This window comes from Streptomyces sp. NPDC031340 (genome assembly GCF_055569945.1).
In genome coordinates, this window is the sequence record NZ_JBVIIE010000069.1 from 17,497 (window position 1) to 36,712 (window position 19,216).

17 protein-coding genes and 1 riboswitch are annotated in these 19,216 nt (G+C 73.0%); of the genes, 13 read left to right on the forward strand and 4 right to left on the reverse strand.

Annotated features, from left to right (window positions below):
* Positions 1-3: 3 nt before the first annotated feature.
* Both trpD and ACZ5GT_RS35560 read left to right on the forward strand, forming a co-directional pair.
* Positions 4-1,068: an anthranilate phosphoribosyltransferase gene (gene trpD, locus ACZ5GT_RS35555; protein ID WP_469034755.1), complete on the forward strand. Its 1,065-nt coding sequence runs from the start codon at positions 4-6 to the stop codon at positions 1,066-1,068.
* A 74-nt stretch (positions 1,069-1,142) separates the two neighbouring features.
* A riboswitch (SAM riboswitch) is annotated at positions 1,143-1,259 on the forward strand.
* Positions 1,260-1,458: 199 nt separating this feature from the next.
* On the forward strand, positions 1,459-2,820 hold the full coding sequence (locus tag ACZ5GT_RS35560; RefSeq protein WP_469034757.1) for an aminotransferase class V-fold PLP-dependent enzyme: 1,362 nt from the start codon (positions 1,459-1,461) through the stop codon (positions 2,818-2,820).
* A gap of 45 nt (positions 2,821-2,865) precedes the next feature.
* On the opposite strand, the gene ACZ5GT_RS35565 is transcribed toward ACZ5GT_RS35560, so the two are convergent.
* Positions 2,866-3,147, reverse strand: coding sequence for an Lrp/AsnC family transcriptional regulator (locus ACZ5GT_RS35565; RefSeq protein WP_469034759.1), 282 nt, complete (start codon positions 3,145-3,147; stop codon positions 2,866-2,868).
* Positions 3,144-3,923 (reverse strand): rhomboid family intramembrane serine protease, encoded by a 780-nt coding sequence (locus ACZ5GT_RS35570; RefSeq protein WP_469034761.1) that lies wholly within the window; start codon positions 3,921-3,923, stop codon positions 3,144-3,146. The genes ACZ5GT_RS35565 and ACZ5GT_RS35570 overlap by 4 nt, the downstream gene beginning before the upstream one ends.
* A gap of 164 nt (positions 3,924-4,087) precedes the next feature.
* Here ACZ5GT_RS35570 and ACZ5GT_RS35575 point away from each other — a divergent pair, with 164 nt between their 5' ends.
* From ACZ5GT_RS35575 to ACZ5GT_RS35595, 5 genes are all read left to right on the forward strand, one after another.
* Positions 4,088-4,330 (forward strand): hypothetical protein, encoded by a 243-nt coding sequence (locus ACZ5GT_RS35575; RefSeq protein WP_324783782.1) that lies wholly within the window; start codon positions 4,088-4,090, stop codon positions 4,328-4,330.
* Positions 4,331-4,367: 37 nt separating this feature from the next.
* On the forward strand, positions 4,368-5,711 hold the full coding sequence (locus ACZ5GT_RS35580) for an NYN domain-containing protein (RefSeq protein WP_469034763.1): 1,344 nt from the start codon (positions 4,368-4,370) through the stop codon (positions 5,709-5,711).
* Positions 5,712-5,923: 212 nt separating this feature from the next.
* On the forward strand, positions 5,924-6,958 hold the full coding sequence (locus tag ACZ5GT_RS35585) for a C40 family peptidase (protein ID WP_469034767.1): 1,035 nt from the start codon (positions 5,924-5,926) through the stop codon (positions 6,956-6,958).
* A 186-nt stretch (positions 6,959-7,144) separates the two neighbouring features.
* A complete protein-coding gene (locus ACZ5GT_RS35590) occupies positions 7,145-8,158 on the forward strand; it encodes a C40 family peptidase (RefSeq protein WP_469034769.1) in 1,014 nt (337 codons plus the stop codon).
* A 32-nt stretch (positions 8,159-8,190) separates the two neighbouring features.
* Complete coding sequence (locus tag ACZ5GT_RS35595; RefSeq protein ID WP_469034771.1) at positions 8,191-9,381, forward strand: hypothetical protein; 1,191 nt, start codon at positions 8,191-8,193, stop codon at positions 9,379-9,381.
* Between the two features lie 99 nt (positions 9,382-9,480).
* Here ACZ5GT_RS35595 and ACZ5GT_RS35600 read toward each other — a convergent pair whose 3' ends face one another.
* Positions 9,481-10,710, reverse strand: coding sequence for a glycosyltransferase 87 family protein (locus ACZ5GT_RS35600; protein ID WP_469034774.1), 1,230 nt, complete (start codon positions 10,708-10,710; stop codon positions 9,481-9,483).
* A gap of 191 nt (positions 10,711-10,901) precedes the next feature.
* Between ACZ5GT_RS35600 and ACZ5GT_RS35605 the strand changes: the two genes are divergently transcribed.
* Together ACZ5GT_RS35605 and ACZ5GT_RS35610 are read left to right on the forward strand one after the other, a co-directional pair.
* Complete coding sequence (locus ACZ5GT_RS35605) at positions 10,902-12,044, forward strand: glycosyltransferase family 4 protein (RefSeq protein WP_469034776.1); 1,143 nt, start codon at positions 10,902-10,904, stop codon at positions 12,042-12,044.
* Positions 12,045-12,083: 39 nt separating this feature from the next.
* A complete protein-coding gene (locus ACZ5GT_RS35610) occupies positions 12,084-13,715 on the forward strand; it encodes a GMC oxidoreductase (protein ID WP_469034779.1) in 1,632 nt (543 codons plus the stop codon).
* A 42-nt stretch (positions 13,716-13,757) separates the two neighbouring features.
* Here ACZ5GT_RS35610 and ACZ5GT_RS35615 read toward each other — a convergent pair whose 3' ends face one another.
* The gene (locus ACZ5GT_RS35615) at positions 13,758-15,554 is read right to left on the reverse strand and encodes an AMP-dependent synthetase/ligase (protein ID WP_469034780.1); all 1,797 of its coding nucleotides are present in this window, start codon (positions 15,552-15,554) and stop codon (positions 13,758-13,760) included.
* A gap of 294 nt (positions 15,555-15,848) precedes the next feature.
* Between ACZ5GT_RS35615 and ACZ5GT_RS35620 the strand changes: the two genes are divergently transcribed.
* The 4 genes from ACZ5GT_RS35620 (at position 15,849) to ACZ5GT_RS35635 (ending at position 19,157) form a co-directional block, all read left to right on the forward strand.
* On the forward strand, positions 15,849-16,646 hold the full coding sequence (locus ACZ5GT_RS35620; RefSeq protein WP_469034781.1) for a metallophosphoesterase family protein: 798 nt from the start codon (positions 15,849-15,851) through the stop codon (positions 16,644-16,646).
* 117 nt (positions 16,647-16,763) lie between these two features.
* Entirely contained in the window at positions 16,764-17,285 is a 522-nt protein-coding gene (locus ACZ5GT_RS35625) for an SRPBCC family protein (protein ID WP_469034783.1), read from the forward strand.
* Positions 17,286-17,354: 69 nt separating this feature from the next.
* Positions 17,355-18,533 carry an ArsA family ATPase gene (locus tag ACZ5GT_RS35630; RefSeq protein ID WP_469034785.1) on the forward strand — a complete coding sequence of 393 codons (1,179 nt, stop codon included), beginning with the start codon at positions 17,355-17,357 and terminating at the stop codon, positions 18,531-18,533.
* Positions 18,534-18,590: 57 nt separating this feature from the next.
* Complete coding sequence (locus ACZ5GT_RS35635; protein ID WP_469034788.1) at positions 18,591-19,157, forward strand: DUF5304 domain-containing protein; 567 nt, start codon at positions 18,591-18,593, stop codon at positions 19,155-19,157.
* The last annotated feature ends 59 nt before the right edge of the window (positions 19,158-19,216 follow it).

A 19,216-nucleotide genomic window follows, 5' to 3' on the forward strand; every position in this document is an offset into this window, starting at 1 on the left:
CTTATGAGCGCTGTGACCCCCGCTGGAGGCGACACCGCGGCGGGCCGCTCCTGGCCCGCCCTGCTGAACGGCCTGCTGGCCGGCCGCGACCTGAGCGCCGACGACACCGCCTGGGCGATGGACCTGATCATGCGCGGCGAGGCGACCGACGCGCAGATCGCCGGCTTCGTGGTGGCCCTGCGGGCCAAGGGCGAGACCGTCGAGGAGATCAACGGACTCGTCCGCACCATGTACGAGCACGCCAACGTCATCGAGGTGCCGGGCGCGGCCGTCGACATCGTCGGCACCGGCGGCGACGGCGCGAAGACGGTCAACATCTCCACCATGTCGTCGATCGTGGTGGCCGGCACGGGCGCGAAGGTCGTCAAGCACGGCAACCGGGCCGCCTCCTCCGCCTCCGGCGCGTCCGACGTGCTGGAGAAGCTGGGCGTCAACCTGGAACTGCCGCTGGCGCGGGTCCCGGCGGTCGCCGAGGAGGCCGGCATCACCTTCTGCTTCGCGATCAAGTTCCACCCGGCGCTGCGCCACGCGGGCGCCGCCCGCGGGCAGCTGGGCATCCGCACGGTGTTCAACGCGCTCGGCCCGCTGACCAACCCCGCGAAGGTCAAGGCGCAGGCGGTCGGCGTCGCCGACCCGCGGATGGCACCGATCGTGGCGGGCGTCTTCGCCGAGCGCGGCCACTCCTCGCTGGTGTTCCGCGGCGACGACGGCCTCGACGAGCTGACCACCACCGCCACCTCCCGGGTCTGGGTGGTCCGCGACGGCAAGGTCGGCGAGGAGGTCTTCGACCCGCGCGACGTCGGCATCGACCTGGTGCCGGTGGAGGCGCTGCGCGGCGCCGACGCGTCCTACAACGCGGAGGTCGCCCGGCGGCTGCTGGAGGGCGAGAGCGGGCCCGTACGGGACGCCGTGCTGCTGAACGCGGCGGCCGCGCTGGTGGCCCTGGAGCCGGGCTCGGGGACGCTCGCCGAGCAGATCCGCGAGGGCATGGCCAAGGCCGCGGAGTCGATCGACTCCGGCGCGGCCAAGCGCACGCTGGAGCGCTGGGTGGCCGCCAGCAACGCCTGACCGAGGTGAAGCGCGGTCCCGCGATCCGGACAGGAGTTGCGGGACCGCGATCACCTCGCGTACGTTCCTGTCCAGGTCATGAGTGACAGTCACAAGGCCCCGGCCGACTGTCCGGCAACCCTCCGTCCGTGGCGGGGTGCCCCGGGTGAGGACCAGGCCGTGGGCAGCGAGGTCCACGGCAAGCGCGGACCCCTCGTACACCAGGGGTCCTGGTCGTCGAGGAGCCTTCTGTGAGCAAGCGAATGCGATAGGGCGTAGAGCCCCGCCTCCGCGTACCCCCTTCACCTTTCCCGCGCTCGAGCCGTACCCGCTCACCTTGAGCCGTACCCGCTCGTCCTTGAGCCGTACCGCTCGCGCGGTGAATTCCCTTGCCTTCCACAGGAGTTCGCCATGTCCGTCTGCACCGTTGCCGCCGCCCGGACCATTTGCTCCCCGCTGCCCGTTCTGGGCGGGGACGTCACCGTGCCGCTCGCCACCGGCGGCGAGGTCGCCTACGCCGCGCTCGACTACGCGGCCAGCGCCCCCGCCCTGCGGCGCGTCTGGGACGACGTGGCCGCGTACGCGCCGTACTACGGCAGCGTCCACCGCGGCGCCGGCCACCTCTCCCAGCTGTCCACCGACCTGTTCGAGAACGCCCGCCGGACGGTCGCCGGGTTCCTCGACTGCCGCGCCGACGACCAGCTGGTCTTCACCCGCTCCACCACCGACTCGCTCAACCTGCTCGCCGCCGCCCTCCCGGCCGGCTGCCAGGTCTTCGTCTTCGAGACCGAGCACCACGCCTCGCTGCTGCCGTGGCGGGACGCCCGCGTCACCTTCCTCGACGCCCCGCGCGGCCCGCGCCAGGCCGTCGAGACCCTGGAGCGCGCCCTGGCCGCCCGTGACCCGCACGGGCCCGCCCTGGTGTGCGTCACCGGCGCCTCGAACGTCACCGGCGAGCTGTGGCCGGTGCGCGAGCTGGCCGCCGCCGCCCACGCGCACGGCGCCCGCATCGTCCTGGACGCCGCCCAGCTCGCCCCGCACCACCCGGTGAGCGTCCGGGAGCTGGACGTCGACTGGGTCGCCCTCTCCGGCCACAAGCTGTACGCCCCCTTCGGCTCCGGCGTCCTGGCCGGCCGCGCCGACTGGCTGCGGGAGGCCGAGCCGTACCTCGCGGGCGGCGGCGCCAGCCGCCGGGTGACCCGGCGCGCGGACGGGGGAGTGGACGTGGAGTGGCACGACAGCGCCGCCCGGCACGAGGCTGGCTCGCCGAACGTCATCGGCGCCTACGCGCTCGCGTCGGCCTGCGAGGCGCTCACCGAGGCCGGCTTCGACACACTGGTCGCCCGCGAGCGGTACCTGATCGGCAAGGTGCGGGCGGGCCTGGCCGACGTACCCGAGGTCAGGGTGCTGTCGCTGTTCGGCGACGACGCGCCCCGCGTCGGCGTCATCTCCTTCGTCGTGGAGGGCTGGAACAGCTCCCACTTCGCCGCCGCCCTGTCAGCCGAGTACGGCATCGGCGTCCGCGACGGTCTGTTCTGCGCCCATCCCCTGGTCCGCACCCTGCTGGGCAGCGACCCGCGGACCCAGGGCGAGTGCGGCGCCCCCGAGGCCACGCCGGGCGAGAACTCGCTGAACGCCGTCCGGGTCAGCTTCGGCGCCGGAACGCCCGACGAACACGTCGAGCGCTTCGTCGGCGCCGTGCGGGAACTGGTACGCGACGGCGCGAAGCTGCGCTACCGGACGCAGGACGGCCGCTGCGTCCCCGCCGTCTGAGCCGGGAGCGTCCGCGGGGCGGCGGTCAGGACTTGTCCAGGCCGGTCAGGAGTCCAGGCCGATCGCGAACGCCGCCTCCAGGTCGTGCTGGGAGTAGGTGCGGAAGGCGACGTGCGTGTCCGTCGCCTCCACGCCCGGGATCTTGCTGATGCGTCCCGGGATGACCTCCGCCAGGTCCTCGTGCTGCCTGACCCGCACCATGGCGATCAGGTCGTAGGTGCCGGTCACGGAGAAGACCTCGCTGACGCTGTCCAGCGCGGCGATCGACTCGGCGATCTCGGGGATCCGGTCCACGCTGGTCTTGATGAGGACGATCGCGGTGATCACGGCTGGTTCTCTCCCTCGGTGGCCGGAGCTGGGGCGGACTTCACCTTAGCCCGCCCGTCGCACCCGCCACCCTTCCGAGGCCCGCTACAGGTCTTCGGCCTCCCATGCCGCGCCCAGGCCAGCACGAACCCCAGCCCGAAGCCCACCAGGTGCGCCAGATAGGCCACGCCGGGCCCCTGGGCCGCCCGCCCCGCCGCCACCCACTGCAGGGCCGCCCAGAACGGCAGCACGACCCATGCCGGGAACCGCAGCGGCAGGAACAGCAGGAACGGCAGGAGACTGGTCACCCGTGCCCTGGGGAAGAGGTACAGGAACGCACCGAGGACCGCCGAGATCGCCCCGGACGCGCCGACCAGCGACTGCTCGGAGGCGGCATCGGCCGCGGAGTAGCCCAGCAGGGCGAGGTAGCCGCAGCCGACGTAGAACAGGGTGAACCGCACGGGGCCCATCCGTTCCTCGGTCATCACGCCGAAGACGTAGAGGAAGAGCATGTTGCCCAGCAGGTGGACCCAGCTGCCGTGGACGAAGAGGGCCGTGGCCGGGGTGAGCGCGGCCCGCGCCGAGCCCTCGAACAGTTGCGCGGGCACCACGCCCCAGCGGCGGAAGTAGGCCCGCTGGGCGGCGAGCAGTGTGTCCCCGGAGCCGTAGGCGGGGTTCAGGCCGGCCGCCGGGCCGATCACGAAGATCAGGCAGCACAGGGCGATCAGCCCGTACGTCACCGGGGCCGAGGGGGCCCGGATCGCTCTGCCGACGGTCACGCTCCAGTTGCCGATCACGAACACAGAGCATGACGTAACGGGACGCAAGTATCCGTACCGCCTCGCCGCCGTGGACAGGCCAGCGGCGACTACCCGCCAGGCCGTAGGGTTACGGCCACACGCTCCGCCGAGCCGGGGCGTCGCCGACAATGGAAGACCGAGAAGGAAAGAGCACAGTCACGATGACGGTTCCCCTGCCGACCGCCACGACGCGGTGGCGTTGCACCCTCTGCGGCAACCTCACGCGCTTCGACGTGACCCGCTCGTCGAAGGTCGTCGAGTACGTCCACCTCGACCTCGCAGGTGAGCCGACGGTCGAGGAGCGCGAGGTGGTCAGTGAGACCATCGAATCGGTGCGCTGCCGCTGGTGCAACGCCGTGGACCAGGTGGAACTCGTGGACAGGCCGGGTGCCGGCTCCTCCTGAGGGGAGCGGGCCCCGCACAGCTAGTGGGGTGTGACCGATGGTGGAGACCGAGAGCGGGGGGCCGGGCGACGGCGCCGCTGAGGTGCTCGACCGTCCGCTGCCCGACGGAGTGCGCAAGCGGGTCGTCCAGATCGTCTCGGACGGGTTCGGCGGGCTGACCGTCGGGGAACTGCCGGCGCAGCTCAGACAGTACGCGCGGTTCGCGCCGAACCGGCGGGCGAAGTTCGCCGGCAACGCCATGGCGGCGGCCCTGGAGACCGATCCGCTGTTCCGCCAGCGCATCGGGGAGAAGCTCAGAGAGACCCAGCCGGAGCTGGCCGGCGCCCTCGACTCCGGCTCCCCGCCCCCGGCCGCGGATCCGCTCGACGTGGCGGCCGCGGCCTATGTGCTGCGCCCCGCCGGCTGGGTGAAGCTGGTGACCGCGGCCGGCGAGGAGGCCCAGCGGGCCGACGCCGAACGCGCCGGCGAGGAGAGCCGGGCCGAGCTGGAGCGGCTGCGCGAGGAGCTGGCCCGCGCCCGTGAGCAGACCCGGGCGGAGACCGAGCGGCTGCGCACCGAGCTGGACGCGGCCCGCAAGGAGGCCGAATCGCTTCAGCGCAAGCTGCGCGCCGCCCTCAGCGACGTCAAGCGCGGCGAGGCGGCGCTGCGCAAGGCGCAGGCCGAGATGGAGGCCGCGCGCGCCGAGGGGCACGCCCAGGTGTCCGCCGCGGAGAGCGAGACCCGGCGGCTCAAGGCGCGGCTCGGCGAGGCGGAGGCGGCCCTGGAGGCCACCCGCAAGGCGGCGCGGGAGGGGCGCAGTGTCGAGGACATGCGCGTGCGGCTGCTCCTGGACACCGTGCTGGACGCGGCGCAGGGCCTGCGGCGCGAACTCGCCCTGCCGCCGGTGTCCGTGCGGCCCGCCGAGACCGTCGACGCGGTCGAGCCGGGGCGGATGAGCCCGAAGGACATCGCCGCGCGGGCGCTGTCCGAGCACGACCCGGCGATCCTCGACCAGCTCCTCGCGCTGCCGCAGGCGCATCTGGTCGTCGACGGCTACAACGTGACCAAGACCGGCTATCCCCAGATGCCCCTGGAGAAGCAGCGGCTCCGGCTGCTCGGCCAGCTCTCGCAGCTCGCGGCGCAGACCGGCGCCGAGGTGACGTGCGTCTTCGACGGGGCCGAACTGGCCGCGCCGGTGCTGCTGGCGCCGCCGCGCGGGGTGCGGGTGCTGTTCTCCAAGCCGGGCGTCACCGCCGACGAGCTGATCCGCCAGCTGGTGCGCGCGGAGCCGCCCGGCCGGCCGGTCATCGTCGCCTCGACCGACCGCGAGGTCGCCGACGGGGTGGCCCGGGCCGGGGCGCGGCCGGTGGCTTCTGCGGTGCTTCTCAAGCGCCTGTCCTGAAAACGTCAAAGTCGAGGTTTAATGCCCGAATTGACGGGACCGTCACGCAACGTAGCGTCAACCCTGTGTCACCTCATGTGAGTTGCGTGCAAAGAATGCATTGCGTGACGGGGTTTTTTGGTGTGAGGATTTGAACTGATCACAGGAACATCACTAGGGTCTGGCCTCGAACCTCCAAGCGGGTGATCCCTCGGAAGAAGGAGTTCGCCTCCGTGGCGTCCCATCGTCGACCCAAGCAGCCGAGCCGGGCACGTGTGACCGTGCTGACCACCGCGGCAGCCGCCGCCGTCGCCATCAGTGCGCAGGCCGCCAACGCCGCGCCGAGCGAGAAGCCGAGCAAGGACGAGGTCAAGGCGAAGGTCGACAAGCTCTACGAGCAGGCCGAGCAGGCCACCGAGAAGTACAACGGGGCCAAGGAGAAGCAGGAGAAGCTCCAGAAGGAGATCTCCACCATCCAGGACGACGTCGCCCGCGGCCAGGAGGAGCTCAACGAGCTGCGCGACTCCATAGGCCTGGCGGCCGCGGCGCAGTACCGCTCCGGCACCATCGACTCCTCCCTCCAGCTGTTCCTGTCGTCCAACCCGGACGACTACCTGGACAAGGCGTCCACCGCGGACCAGCTCAGCGCCCAGCAGGTCGAGGCGCTGAAGAAGATCCAGGAGAAGCAGCGCGAGCTCGCCCAGGAGCGCGCCGAGGCCTCCGACAAGCTCAAGGACCTCGCGGCCACCCGCACCGAGCTGGGCAAGAAGAAGAAGGAAGTCCAGAGCAAGCTCGCCGAGGCGCAGAAACTGCTCAACTCCCTGACGGCCGCGGAGAAGGCGGCGATCGCCGCCGAGGACGCCCGCGCCAGCCGCTCCGCCAGCTCGCGGGTCGACCTCGGCAACTCCACCCCCGCCTCCAGCCGGGCCGCCGCGGCCTTCTCCGCCGCCCAGAGCAAGATCGGCTCGCCCTACGTCTACGGCGCCTCCGGCCCGAGCTCCTTCGACTGCTCCGGCCTCACCTCGTGGGCGTACGCGCAGGCCGGCGTCTCCATCCCGCGCACCTCGCAGGCCCAGGCCAACGCCGGCACCCGCATCTACAGCCAGAGCGACCTCCAGGTCGGCGACCTGGTCATCTTCTACGGTGACCAGCACCACGTCGGCTTCTACGCCGGCAACGGCCAGGTGCTGCACGCCCCGCGCACCGGCACCGTCGTGCGCTACGAGTCGATCAACAACATGCCGTTCCAGTTCGGCGTCCGGATCTGACAGCCGCCTTCCGCCCGAACGGGCGAATCGCGTGATCCCGCGCTGACCCCCGCGCCCCGCCCATGACCTGCGTGTCAGAGGCGGGGCGTCACGCTGTGTGGTCGCCCGGGTCTTTGGCAGTGGCCGCGCCCGGGGCTACTGTCTGCCGCGTTTCCTCGTCCGCCAGCGGAAGGAGTGCGGCTTCCCGTGGGGTCACATCGCCGCCTTGCACCGTCCGGATTCGACCGCGGCGCCTGCGCCGCCCTCGGCGTACTGTCCGCCGCGGCCGCCGCCCTCGGCCCGGTACCCGCCTCGGCCGCGCCGCACGGCGACACCCGCGCCGAGGTGGACCGCCTCTACGAGCAGGCCGAGAAGGCGACCGAGGCCTACGACAAGGCCGACGAACGGGCCGACAGGCTGCGCGAGCAGGTGAGCACGGTGCAGGACCGCGTCGCCCGCCAGCAGGAGCGGATCAACCGGATGCGGGAGGCGCTGGGCGCGCTCGCCGGCGCCCAGTACCGCTCCGGCGGCCTGGACCCCTCGCTGGCCCTGCTGTTCTCCGACGACCCGGACGACTACCTCGACAAGGCCTCCGTCCTCGACCGCATCGACGCCCGCCAGGCCGGCGAGCTCAGGAGACTGCGGTCGGCGATGCGTGAACTCGCCCAGGAGCGCGCGGAGGTGAGCGGAAAACTCACCGAACTGAACAAGAGCCGCAAAGCGGTCGCCGGGCACAAGCGGACCGTCGAGAAGAAACTCGCCCGGGCGCGGCGGCTGCTCGATTCCCTGCCGTACGCCGAACGCGTCGCCTACCAGCGGGCCTCCCGCGGCGGCCGCGCCGGCCTCCCCGTTCTCGGCGAGGCCCTCCCGTCCTCGGCCCGCGCGGCCGCCGCCGTCGCCGCGGCCCGCTCCGCCCTCGGCAGGCCGTACGTGTGGGGCGCCAACGGCCCCGCCGGTTTCGACTGTTCGGGCCTGATGCAGTGGTCGTACGCGCGGGCCGGGGTCGCCCTGCCGCGCACCTCGCAGGCGCAGCGGCACGCCGGCCGGCTGATCCCGCTGTCCCAGGCACGCCCCGGCGACCTGGTCACCTACCGGTCCGACGCCAGCCATGTGGCGATGTACGTCGGCAACGGCCAGGTGATCCACGCACCCCATCCCGGCGCGCCGGTGCGCTACGACCCGGTGGACATGATGCCGGTCTCCTCCGTCACGAGGGTCTGACCGGACGGCGGCCCGGCCTTACGATCGGGAGGGTGGGAGGTCGCAGACGGGCGCCGGTGCGCCAAGTGGTCGCGCTCGCGCTGCTGCTCGTCTGCCTGGTGTCCTGCGGCGGGCGGCCCGCGGCCGACAGCGCCCGGGCCGACGTGCAGCGGATCCTCGACCGGCGGGCGGCCGCGGTCCTCGACCGCGACCAGGCGGCCTTCCTGCGGACCGGCGCCCTGAGCTGGTTCGAGAACCTGCGCGGGGTGCCGTTCGCCGGCTGGTCCTACCGCCTCACCGCGCTGCACCGCACCGGCGACCGGGCCACCGCCGACGCCGAGCTGCGCTACCGCGTCCTCGGCTACGACCACGCTCCCGTCACCGCCGGCCGCACCCTCACGCTGTCCCGGCGGCCGGACGGGCAGTGGTACGTGGACGCCGAGACGCCCGCGAAGAAGTCCGCCCAGCAGCTGTGGGACCAGGGCGAGGTGGACGTGGTGCGCGCCCGGCACGGGATCGTCCTGGGGGTCGGCCAGTCCGGCGAGGCGCTGCACCGGTACGCCGATCTCGCGGACCGCGCGGTGCCGGCGGTGTCCGCGGCCTGGGGCACCGACTGGGCCCGGCGCGTCGTCGTCCTGGTGCCCAAGTCGCTGGCGGGCATGGCCGGTCTGCTCGGCTCGCCGGCCTCCTCCTACCGCGGGATCGCGGCCGTCACCACCGGCGAGGTGGGCGGCCCGCCCACGGCGCCCGCGGACCGCATCATCGTCAATCCCGACGCCTACGCCGTCCTCGGCGGCCTCGGCAAGCAGGTGGTGCTCACCCACGAGACCACCCACGTCGCCACCCGCGCCCACACCTCCGCCGCGACGCCGCTGTGGCTGTCGGAGGGGTACGCCGACTGGGCCGGCTACCGCGGCACCGGGCGCACCGCCGCGCAGGCGGCGCCCGAACTGGCCCGCGCCGCCGCCGAAGGGGACCTGCCGGCCGCGTTGCCCACCGACAAGGACTTCGCCTTCAACGGGGACTCCGGCGAGCTGGCGCGGGCCTACGAGAGCGGCTGGCTGGCCTGCCGGCTGATCGCCGAGCGGTGGGGCGAGGTACGGCTGCGGGAGTTCTACCGGGCCGTGGGCGACCACGAGCGGCGGGCGGGCGCGGTCGAGGACGCGATGCGGAAGGTGCTGGGGACGACACCGGAGCGGTTCACCGCCCAGTGGCGGGCCTACGCGGAGGACCGGCTGACCTGATCTCGCCGGGCGCCGGCCTGCGCGGAGCCGCGTCCGCTCCGGCTCGTCCGGCCCCGGGGTCCGGTCAGGAGTTCCGGCTCACCCGGCCCCGGGGTCCGGTCACGAGGACGCCGACGTCTCCCGCGCGCGGGTGGTCTGGGCGGGGAGGGACGGGACCGGGGTGCGGGAAGCCGTCGACTGCCACAGCTCCAGGGCCGCCAGCAGGGCGGTGACCACCAGCAGGCCGTTGCGGGCGATCAGCAGGGCGACCCCGAGCGGGTCGCTCGCGACGACGTGCCCGAACCAGACCGGGAACTCCAGCACCGTCAGGAAGGCCGCCACCAGCACCAGACAGGCCGGCAGCCCCATCCGGCTGCCGCGGAAGCACAGGCAGACGGCCGCCAGCCCGACCAGCCACACCATGTACTGCGGGCTGATCACCCGGCTGGTGACGGTGAACAGCAGCACCGCCGTGAACGCCGCGTCCGCGAGGGTGTGCGGCGAGAACCGGTCCGCCCGCAGCCGCCACAGCAGCAGCCAGCCGAAGGCGGCCACCGTCAGCCCCAGGGCGGCCGTGCTGACGGCGCTCACGTACGGGCCGAGGAACTCCACCGAGCCGTAGTGCAGCAGCACCTCACCGCGCCAGCCGAACTGCCGGGCCAGGTGGAGGACCAGCGCGCCCAGCGACTCCACCTCGGTGCCCCGCTCCCGCTGGAAGGCCAGGAAGGAGAAGGCCCCGGGCATCGATACGGCGAACAGCGCCGCCAGCGCGCAGCCGGTGGCCGCGGCCGCGCCCCAGGCGCTCCGCCCGCGCGCGCCGACCAGCAGCAGCACCGGCCACACCTTGAGCATCGCGCCGAAGCCGGCCAGCGCGCCCATCGCCCGCGGATGCCGGGCGCCCGCGAGCAGCGCGGCCACCGCCACCGCGGTCACCATCACGTCGTAGCGGGCGTACACCGTCGGTCCCAGCAGCGGGACGCCCGCCACCCACACCCAGGCCCCGCGCAGCCGCTTGCCGGGGCGCAGGCCCGCGTACAGCAGCAGACACAGGGCCGTGAGGTCGGCGAGGAAGGCGAGGACGAAGAAGGCCGCCGCGTAGTCCAGGAAGCCGAGCAGGGCGGGGGAGAGGATCGCCAGGGCGGCGGCGGGCGGGTACTGCCAGGTGACGTCGTCGAGCGGGAAGGCGCCCTGACGCAGCACCTCGTACCAGCCCCGGTAGATCACCGACACGTCGGTGGTGACGTCCGGCCCCGGGAAGCGCAGCACCCCGAAGACGAACAGCAGCAGCACCAGCCGGCTCACGGTCCAGGTCCCCAGCAGCCCGGCCAGGGAGCGCGTCGCGCCCGTCATCTCCACCTGTGCCCCTGTCCATCCGTTCCTCGCCCGGGGAGCCATGATGTCCCGCCGACCTGTGCGCGAGCCGCAGCACGCACCGGGAGTCGCGGGCCGCCCGCCCGCGCCCGCCTCCCAGGGTGGCGGAAAGCCCTCCGTCCGGCCGCCCGTGGGCGCCGTGCGGGTGGCGTTGGATAAGGTCGGCCGCGATGCACAAGACGCTGATAGTGACGAACGACTTCCCGCCCCGCCCGGGCGGCATCCAGGCGTTCCTGCACAACATGGCGCTGCGGCTCGACCCCGAGCGTCTCGTCGTCTACGCCTCCACCTGGAAGCGCGGGCGGGAGGGGACCGAGGCCACGGCCGCGTTCGACGCCGAGCAGCCCTTCACGGTCGTACGGGACGCTACGACGATGCTGCTGCCGACGCCGGCCGCGACCCGGCGGGCGGCCGGGCTGCTGCGGGAGCACGGCTGCACCTCGGTGTGGTTCGGGGCGGCCGCGCCGCTCGGGCTGATGGCGCCGGCCCTGCGCAAGGCGGGCGCGCGGCGCCTGGTGGCCACCACCCACGGCCACGAGGCGGGCTGGGCCCAGCTGCCGGCCGCGCGGAGCCTGCTGCGCCGGATCGGGGAGTCCACGGACACCATCACCTACCTCGGCGAGTACACCCGCTCGCGGATCGCGGCCGCGCTGACCCCCGAGGCGGCCGCGCGGATGGTGCAGCTGCCGCCGGGGGTCGACGAGAAGGTCTTCCACCCGTCGTCGGGCGGCGACGAGGTGCGTGCCCGGCTCGGGCTGACGGACCGGCCGGTGGTGGTGTGCGTGTCCCGGCTGGTGCCGCGCAAGGGGCAGGACACCCTCATCCTCGCCATGCCCCGCATCCTCGCCGCCGAGCCGGAGGCCGTGCTGCTGATCGTCGGCGGCGGCCCGTACGAGAAGGACCTGCGCAGGCTCGCCGCCGAGACCGGCGTGGCCGGCTCGGTGCGCTTCACCGGCGCCGTGCCCTGGTCCGAGCTGCCTGCGCACTACGGCGCCGGGGACGTCTTCGCGATGCCGTGCCGCACCCGCCGGGGCGGACTGGACGTGGAGGGGCTCGGGATCGTCTACCTGGAGGCCTCGGCGACCGGGCTGCCCGTCGTGGCCGGCGACTCGGGCGGCGCGCCCGACGCCGTGCTCGACGGCGAGACCGGCTGGGTGGTGCCCGGCGGCTCCCCCGCGCAGGCCGCCGACCGCATCGTCACGCTGCTCGGCGACCCCGAGCTGCGCCGCCGCATGGGGGAGCGGGGACGGGAGTGGGTCGAGGAGAAGTGGCGCTGGGACCTGCTGGCCGAGAAGTTGAAGACGTTGCTCTAGGCACTGGCCGGAGCGTGTCATTCCGCCGATGCTGCGCGCATGACAGAAAAACTGATGCAGCGTCAGCTGACGAGACGTCACATCCTGGGCATGGCCGCCCTGCAGACCGCCGCGGCCCTCGGCTTCACCCGCGTCGGCCTCCAGTCGGCCCGGGCCGCCGAGCCCGCCGCGGTCGAATCCGCCCCCGCCGTCGTGGTCGGCTCCGGCTACGGCGGCGCGGTCGCCGCCCTCCGCCTCGGCCGGGCCGGCATCCGCACCCTGGTGCTGGAGATGGGCAAGCTGTGGAACACTCCCGGCTCCGACGGCAAGGTCTTCTGCTCCACCATCGCCCCGGACCAGCGGTCCATGTGGTTCCGCAACCGCACCGAGGCGCCGCTGGCCACCTTCCTGTGGCTGGACGTCGTCGACCGGGACATCAGCCCCTACCCCGGCGTCCTCGACCGCGTGCACTTCGCGGACATGTCCGTCTACGTCGGCCGGGGCGTCGGCGGCGGTTCCCTGGTCAACGGCGGCATGGCGGTCACCCCGCCGCAGGCGTACTTCACCGAGCAGTTCCCCACCGTGGACGCGGCGCAGATGTACGGCACCTACTTCCCGCGCGCCCGCTCCATGCTCGGCGTGAACTCCGTCGACCCGGCGTGGTTCGAGTCGACGGAGTGGTACCGGTTCACCCGGACCTCCCGCAAGGCCGCGGCGAACGCCGGGCTGAAGACCACGTTCGTGCCGAACGTCTACGACTTCGGCTACATGCAGCAGGAGGCGGCCGGCACGGCCACCAGGTCCGCGCTCGCCCAGGAGGTCATCTACGGCAACAACCACGGCAAGCGCAGCCTCGACAAGACCTACCTCGCCGAGGCGCTCGGCACCGGCAACGTCACCGTCCAGACCCTGGAGCGGGTGACCGGCATCAGCCGTGCGGGCGACGGCAGTTGGGTGCTGATCGCCGACCGCATCGACGCCACCGGCGCGGTCGTCGAGACCAAGCAGTACGGCTGCCGGTACCTCTTCCTCGGCGGCGGCAGCCTCGGCACCACCGAACTCCTGCTGCGGGCCCGGGAGACGGGCACCCTGCCGGACCTGGACGCGAGCGTCGGCACCGGCTGGGGCACCAACGGCAACGTCATGCTGGGCCGCGCCAACCACGTCTGGGACACCGTCGGCGCCGACCAGTCGACCATGCCGGTCATGGGCATCGACGACTGGGACAACGCCGCCAACCCCGTCTTCGCCGAGATAGCCCCGCTGCCGATGGGGCTGGAGCACTGGGTCAGCCTCTACCTGGCGATCACCAAGAACCCGGAGCGGGGCTCCTTCTCGTACACGGACGGGACGCTGCGGCTCGACTGGAGCGCCGCCCAGAGCGCCGTCTCCGTCGCCATGGCCAAGAAGCTGTTCGACCGGATCAACGCGGCCAACGCCACCATCTACCGGTACGACCTGTTCGGCTCGTCCGGCAAGGTCTTCGCGGACGACTTCTGCTACCACCCGCTGGGCGGCTGCGTGCTGGGGAGGGCGACCGACGACTACGGCCGGGTGAAGGGATATCCGAGGCTGTACGTCACCGACGGCTCGCTCGTGCCCGGCTCGATCGGGGTGAACCCGTTCGTGACGATCACCGCGCTGGCCGAACGGACGATGGAACGGGTCCTCGCCGAGGACGCCGTGGCGTGAGCCGCGCCACCCGGGCGTCGGCGCGGAGCCGGACGGCGTGCCTCACTTGGCGTAGAGGGCCTCGATCTCGTCCGCGAAGTCCTTCGCCACCACGTTCCGCTTCAGCTTCAGCGACGGCGTCAGGTGGCCCGACTCCTCCGTGAACTGGGAGGACAGAACGCGGAACTTCCGCACCGACTCCGCCTTCGACACCGCGGCGTTGCCGTCGTCGACCGCCGTCTGGACGGCGGCGAGCAGCTCCGGGTCGTCGCGCAGCGACGCCGCGGTGGCACCGGCCGGCTTGCCGTGCTCGGCGCACCAGCGGGCCAGGAACTCCTCGTCCAGGGTGACCAGCGCGCCCACGAACGGCCGCCCGTCGCCCACCACCATGCACTCCGCGACCAGCGCGTGCGCCCGGATGCGGTCCTCGATCACGGCCGGGGCGACGTTCTTGCCGCCCGCGGTGACGATGATCTCCTTCTTGCGGCCGGTGATCCGGAGGTAGCCGTCCTCGTCGAGGGTGCCGATGTCACCGGTGTGGAACCAGCCGTCCGCCAGCGCCTCCGCGGTCGCGGCCTCGTTGTTCCAGTAGCCCTTGAACAGGTGCTCGCCGTGCAGCAGCACCTCCCCGTCGTCCGCGATCCTGACGACCGAGCCCGGCAGCGGCTGGCCGACCGTACCGATCTTCTGCCGGTCCCACGGGTTGAACGCGGTCGCCGCGCAGGACTCCGTCAGGCCGTAGCCCTCCAGGACGGTGAAGCCGATGCCGCGGAAGAAGTGCCCGAGCCGTTCGCCCAGCGGGGCGCCGCCCGAGACCGCGTACTCGCCCCGGCCGCCGAGCACCGCCCGCAGCTTGCCGTAGACGAGCTTGTCGAACGCCTTGTGCTTGATCTTCAGGCCGAGCGACGGGCCGGACGGCGTGTCCAGCGCCTTGCTGTACGCGATCGCGGTGTCGGCGGCCTTGTCGAAGATCTTGCCCTTGCCGTCCGCCTGTGCCTTGGCCCGCGCCGAGTTGTACACCTTCTCGAAGACCCGCGGCACGCCGAGGATCAGCGTCGGCCGGAAGGCGGCCAGCTCGTCGGTGAGGTTCTTGATGTCGGGGACGTTGCCCAGCTTGATCGGCGCCATCATCGGCGCGATCTCGATGAGACGCCCGAAGACGTGCGCCAGCGGCAGGAACAGCAGCACGCTGCATTCGCCGGTGCGGAACAGCGGACGCAGGCGCTCGACGACGTTCCCGCACTCGGCGAAGAAGCTGCGGTGGCTCAGCACACAGCCCTTGGGCCGCCCGGTCGTGCCCGAGGTGTAGACGATCGTCGCCGGGTCGTCGGCCTTGGCGAGCGAGCTGCGCTCCTCGACCGCGGCGTCGGTGACGTCCGCGCCGAGCGCGCCCAGCTCCTCGACCGCGCCGGCCTCGATCTGCCAGACGTGCTTGAGGTCGGGCAGCCGGTCGCGCACCGACTCGACGGCGGCCGCGTGCGCGTCCAGTTCCGTGACACAGGCCGTCGCGCCCGAGTCGGAGAGGATCCACTCCACCTGCTCCGGCGAGCTGGTCTCGTACACCGGCACGGTGATCGCGCCCGCGCTCCAGATCGCGAAGTCCAGCAGCGTCCACTCGTAGCGCGTGCGGGACATCAGCGCGACCCGGTCGCCCGGCTGGACACCGGAGGCGATCAGCCCCTTGGCGGCGGCGCGTACCTCGGCCAGGAAGGCCGTGGCGGTCACGTCCTGCCATACGCCGTCCACCTTGCGGGCGATGACGGCGACGTCGGGATGCTGCGCGGCGTTTCTGCGGACGATGTCGGCCAGATTGCCGTCCGCAGGGACCTCGTACAAAGCCGGAAGGCTGAACTCGCGCAAGACTGCTGCTCCTCATAGGGCGCCGGCGCCACGACGTTGTGCGATGCGACGGTGCGGTCCACGGCTCGGGCAGTGCTCAGAGTTCACTGGTTGAAATCCTGAGCACGACTGGACGGCCCGGACGTTACCCGCCGGTATAGCTCTTTCGACAGGGGGTCCCGACGATATGTTCGCTGCGTCACACAGATTGGTATTCCTTTCTGCACGGTAGTCCACCACCTTCTTGACTGGCCAGTAACCGCAGGTGGCGGCGGCACTGTTCACCCGTGCCGCTCGGCCCTACTCTTGATCGCCATGGCAACCGCACCGTCCGGCAACCGGAGGACCCGTGTCCATGTGGTCAGCGACGTGCACGGCAACGCCCGCGACCTGGCCAGGGCCAAGGACGGCGCCGACGCCCTGATCTGCCTGGGTGACCTGGTCCTCTTCCTGGACTACGCCGACCACTCGCGCGGGATCTTTCCCGACCTGTTCGGCGAGGAGAACGCCGACCGCATCGTCGCGCTGCGCACCGCCCGCCGCTTCGAGGAGGCGCGGGAGTTCGGGGCCCGGCTGTGGGCCGGCATCGGCGCGGACCGGGCCGCGGTGATCGAACGCGCGGTACGCAGGCAGTACGCCGAGATGTTCGCCGCGTTCCCCGCGCCGACGTACGCCACCTACGGCAACGTCGACATGCCGCCCCTGTGGCCGGAGTACGCCGGACCCGGCACGACGGTGCTGGACGGGGAGCGGGTGGAGATCGGCGGGTGGGTCTTCGGCTTCGTCGGCGGCGGCCTGAAGACGCCCATGCGCACGCCGTACGAGCTCACCGACGAGGAGTACGCGGCGAAGATCGAGGCCGTCGGCGAGGTCGACGTGCTGTGCACGCACATCCCGCCCGAAGTGCCGGAACTCGTCTACGACACCGTCGCGCGCCGCTTCGAACGCGGCAGCCGCGCCCTGCTCGACGCGATCCGCCGCACCCGGCCCCGGTACTCCCTGTTCGGCCACGTCCACCAGCCACTGGTCAGGCGGATGCGGATCGGCCCGACCGAATGCGTCAACGTCGGGCACTTCGCCGGCAGCGGCAAGCCGTGGGCCCTGGAATGGTGACCCGTCCCGGTGTGCCGGGTACGCGGTGAAGTCGGCTGGTCGGAGCGCGGTAGCCTTCACGCTGCACACACGTGCGCACGACCTGATTTCCGGCCCGCATCTGGAGGAGCCACGGCGATGGCGGAACACACCAGCTCGAGCATCACGATCGAGGCGGCACCGGCCGACGTCATGGGGGTGATCGCCGACTTCGCCCGCTATCCCGACTGGACCGGTGAGGTGAAGGAGGCGGAGGTGCTCAAGACCGACGCCCAGGGCCGCGCCGAACAGGTCCGCCTCGTCATGGACGCCGGCGCCATCAAGGACGACCAGGTCCTCGCGTACACCTGGGGCGGCGCCGACGAGGTCTCCTGGACCCTGGTCAAGTCCCAGATGCTGCGCTCCCTCGACGGCTCCTACCTCCTCCGGCCGGCCGGCCGGGGCGCCACCGAGGTCACCTACCAGCTCACCGTCGACGTCAAGATCCCGATGCTCGGGATGATCAAGCGCAAGGCGGAGAAGGTGATCATCGACCGCGCGCTGGCGGGCCTGAAGAAGCGCGTGGAGTCCGGGGAGGCCGGGGACGCCGGCAAGCCCGAGGAGACCGGCGAGCCCGGGGAGCCCGGCACGAACGACGGGAAGACCTCCCTCGAGAAGTAGCCGGAACCGGGCCGGGAACCGCCCTCGCGGCGGCCCGGCCGGCCGGCCGGGTACCGGTACCGTCACCCCATGCGCACCATCCTGATCACGGGCCCCGGCGGTTGCGGACGCACCACCGTCGCCGCGGCCACCGCCCTGCGTGCCGCGGGCGACGGCACCCGCACCCTCGTCCTGAGCGCCGACCGCACCGACACCCTCGGCGCGGCCCTCGGCGCGCCGACGGGCCCGGTCCCCCGGCAGGTCGCGCCGAACCTCACCGCCTGGCGCCCCGACGCCGCGGCCGGCTTCCGGGACGACCTCGCCGCCTTTCAGGAGCGCGCCGCGAACGTCCTCGACCTCCTGGGCGCCTCCCGCCTGGACGCCGAGGAGGTCACCCCGCTGCCCGGCGCCGCCGAGCTCGCCCTGCTGCGCGCCCTGCGGGACGCAGCCCTCGCCGAGCGAGGCGACCCGCACGAACTCCTGGTCGTCGACCTGCCGCCCACCCCGCAGGCGCTCGCGCTGCTGGCCCTGCCCGAGGAACTCCGCCGCTACCTGCGCCGTCTCCTGCCGCCCGAGCGGCAGGCGGCCCGCGCCCTGCGGCCCGTCCTCGGCCGCCTGGCCGGCGTCCCCATGCCCGCGGAGTGGCTGTACGAGACCGCCGCCCGCTGGGACCTGGAGCTCGGCGCCGTCGAGGCGGTCCTCGCCGACCCGGGCACCGTCGTCCGGCTGGTCGCCGAACCCGGCCCGGCCGGTGCCGACGCCGTACGCGCCGCCGGCCTCGCCCTCGCCCTGCGCGGTCTGCGCCCCGAGACGCTGGTCGCCAACCGGGTGCTGCCCGAGCACGCCGCCGACACCTGGCTCGCCGGCCCCCTCGCCCAGCAGCGCAAGACCCTGGCCGAGTGGCGGGAGTCCTACGACGTCCACCGCGTCGCCCACCTCGGCCGCGACCCGCGCGGCACCGACGACCTCGCCGCGCTCCCCGTGCCCGGCGTCAACGACACGACCTCCACGGTCGAGTGGCCCGTCGTCGACCGGCTCGCCGATGACGGCGTACTCGTCTGGGACATCCCGCTGCCCGGCGCCATACGCGAGGAGCTGGACCTCATCCGGCGGGGCGACGAACTCGTCGTCAGCGCCGGGCCGTTCCACCGCATCGTCCCGCTGCCGTCCGCCCTGCGCCGGTGCACCGTCGACGGCGCCGCCCTGCGGGAGGGCCGGCTGCTGATCCGGTTCGCGCCGGACCCGCAGCTGTGGCCCGGACGGCCCTGAACGACGTACGTCCATTCGGGTAACGTCGTAGGGACGAACCGTAGTCAGGAGTCCGTCATGAGCGAAGAGCTCCCCACGTCGGATGCCGGTGACCGCGAGGCCGACGACGCGGTGCGGGCGACCGACGCCGACGCCTGGGCGACCGCGTGCGCCGAGGACCTCGCGGCCGAGAAGGCCCGCCGCCGCGCGAGTTACGGCCCGCCGCCGGGCTCGGCCGCCGAGGAACTGCGCCGGCTGGTCGACACCGTCGCGGACCGGCTTTCCGGGTTCTCGGGGTTCCGCTCGCCGCTGCTCGGCGCGGTCGCCGGACCCGCCGCGCAGCAGGCGGTGCGGCAGGCCGTCCAGCAGGCCAAGGCCGCCGTGGAACCCGTCATCGAACGCAACCCGGACGTCTTCGACCATCTGGCCGCGGCCGGCAGCGAACTGCTCGCCGCCTACCGCTCCGCGGTCCGGGCCCAGGAACAGCGCTGGACCCACGGCGCGAGCGACCCGCGCAACGACCGCGAGGACCGCGCGGTCCGCGAGGACCGTGAGGGCCACCAGGACCGCTGGGGCAAGGACCCGGACGAGCGTCCCGGCCCGGACGAGGGCACCGGCCCCGGCCAGCGCATCGATCTCGACTGAGGGTCCCCGCACGGCCCCGGCCGCCGGATTTCGGCCTGTCCAGCGGCCGGACGACGGGG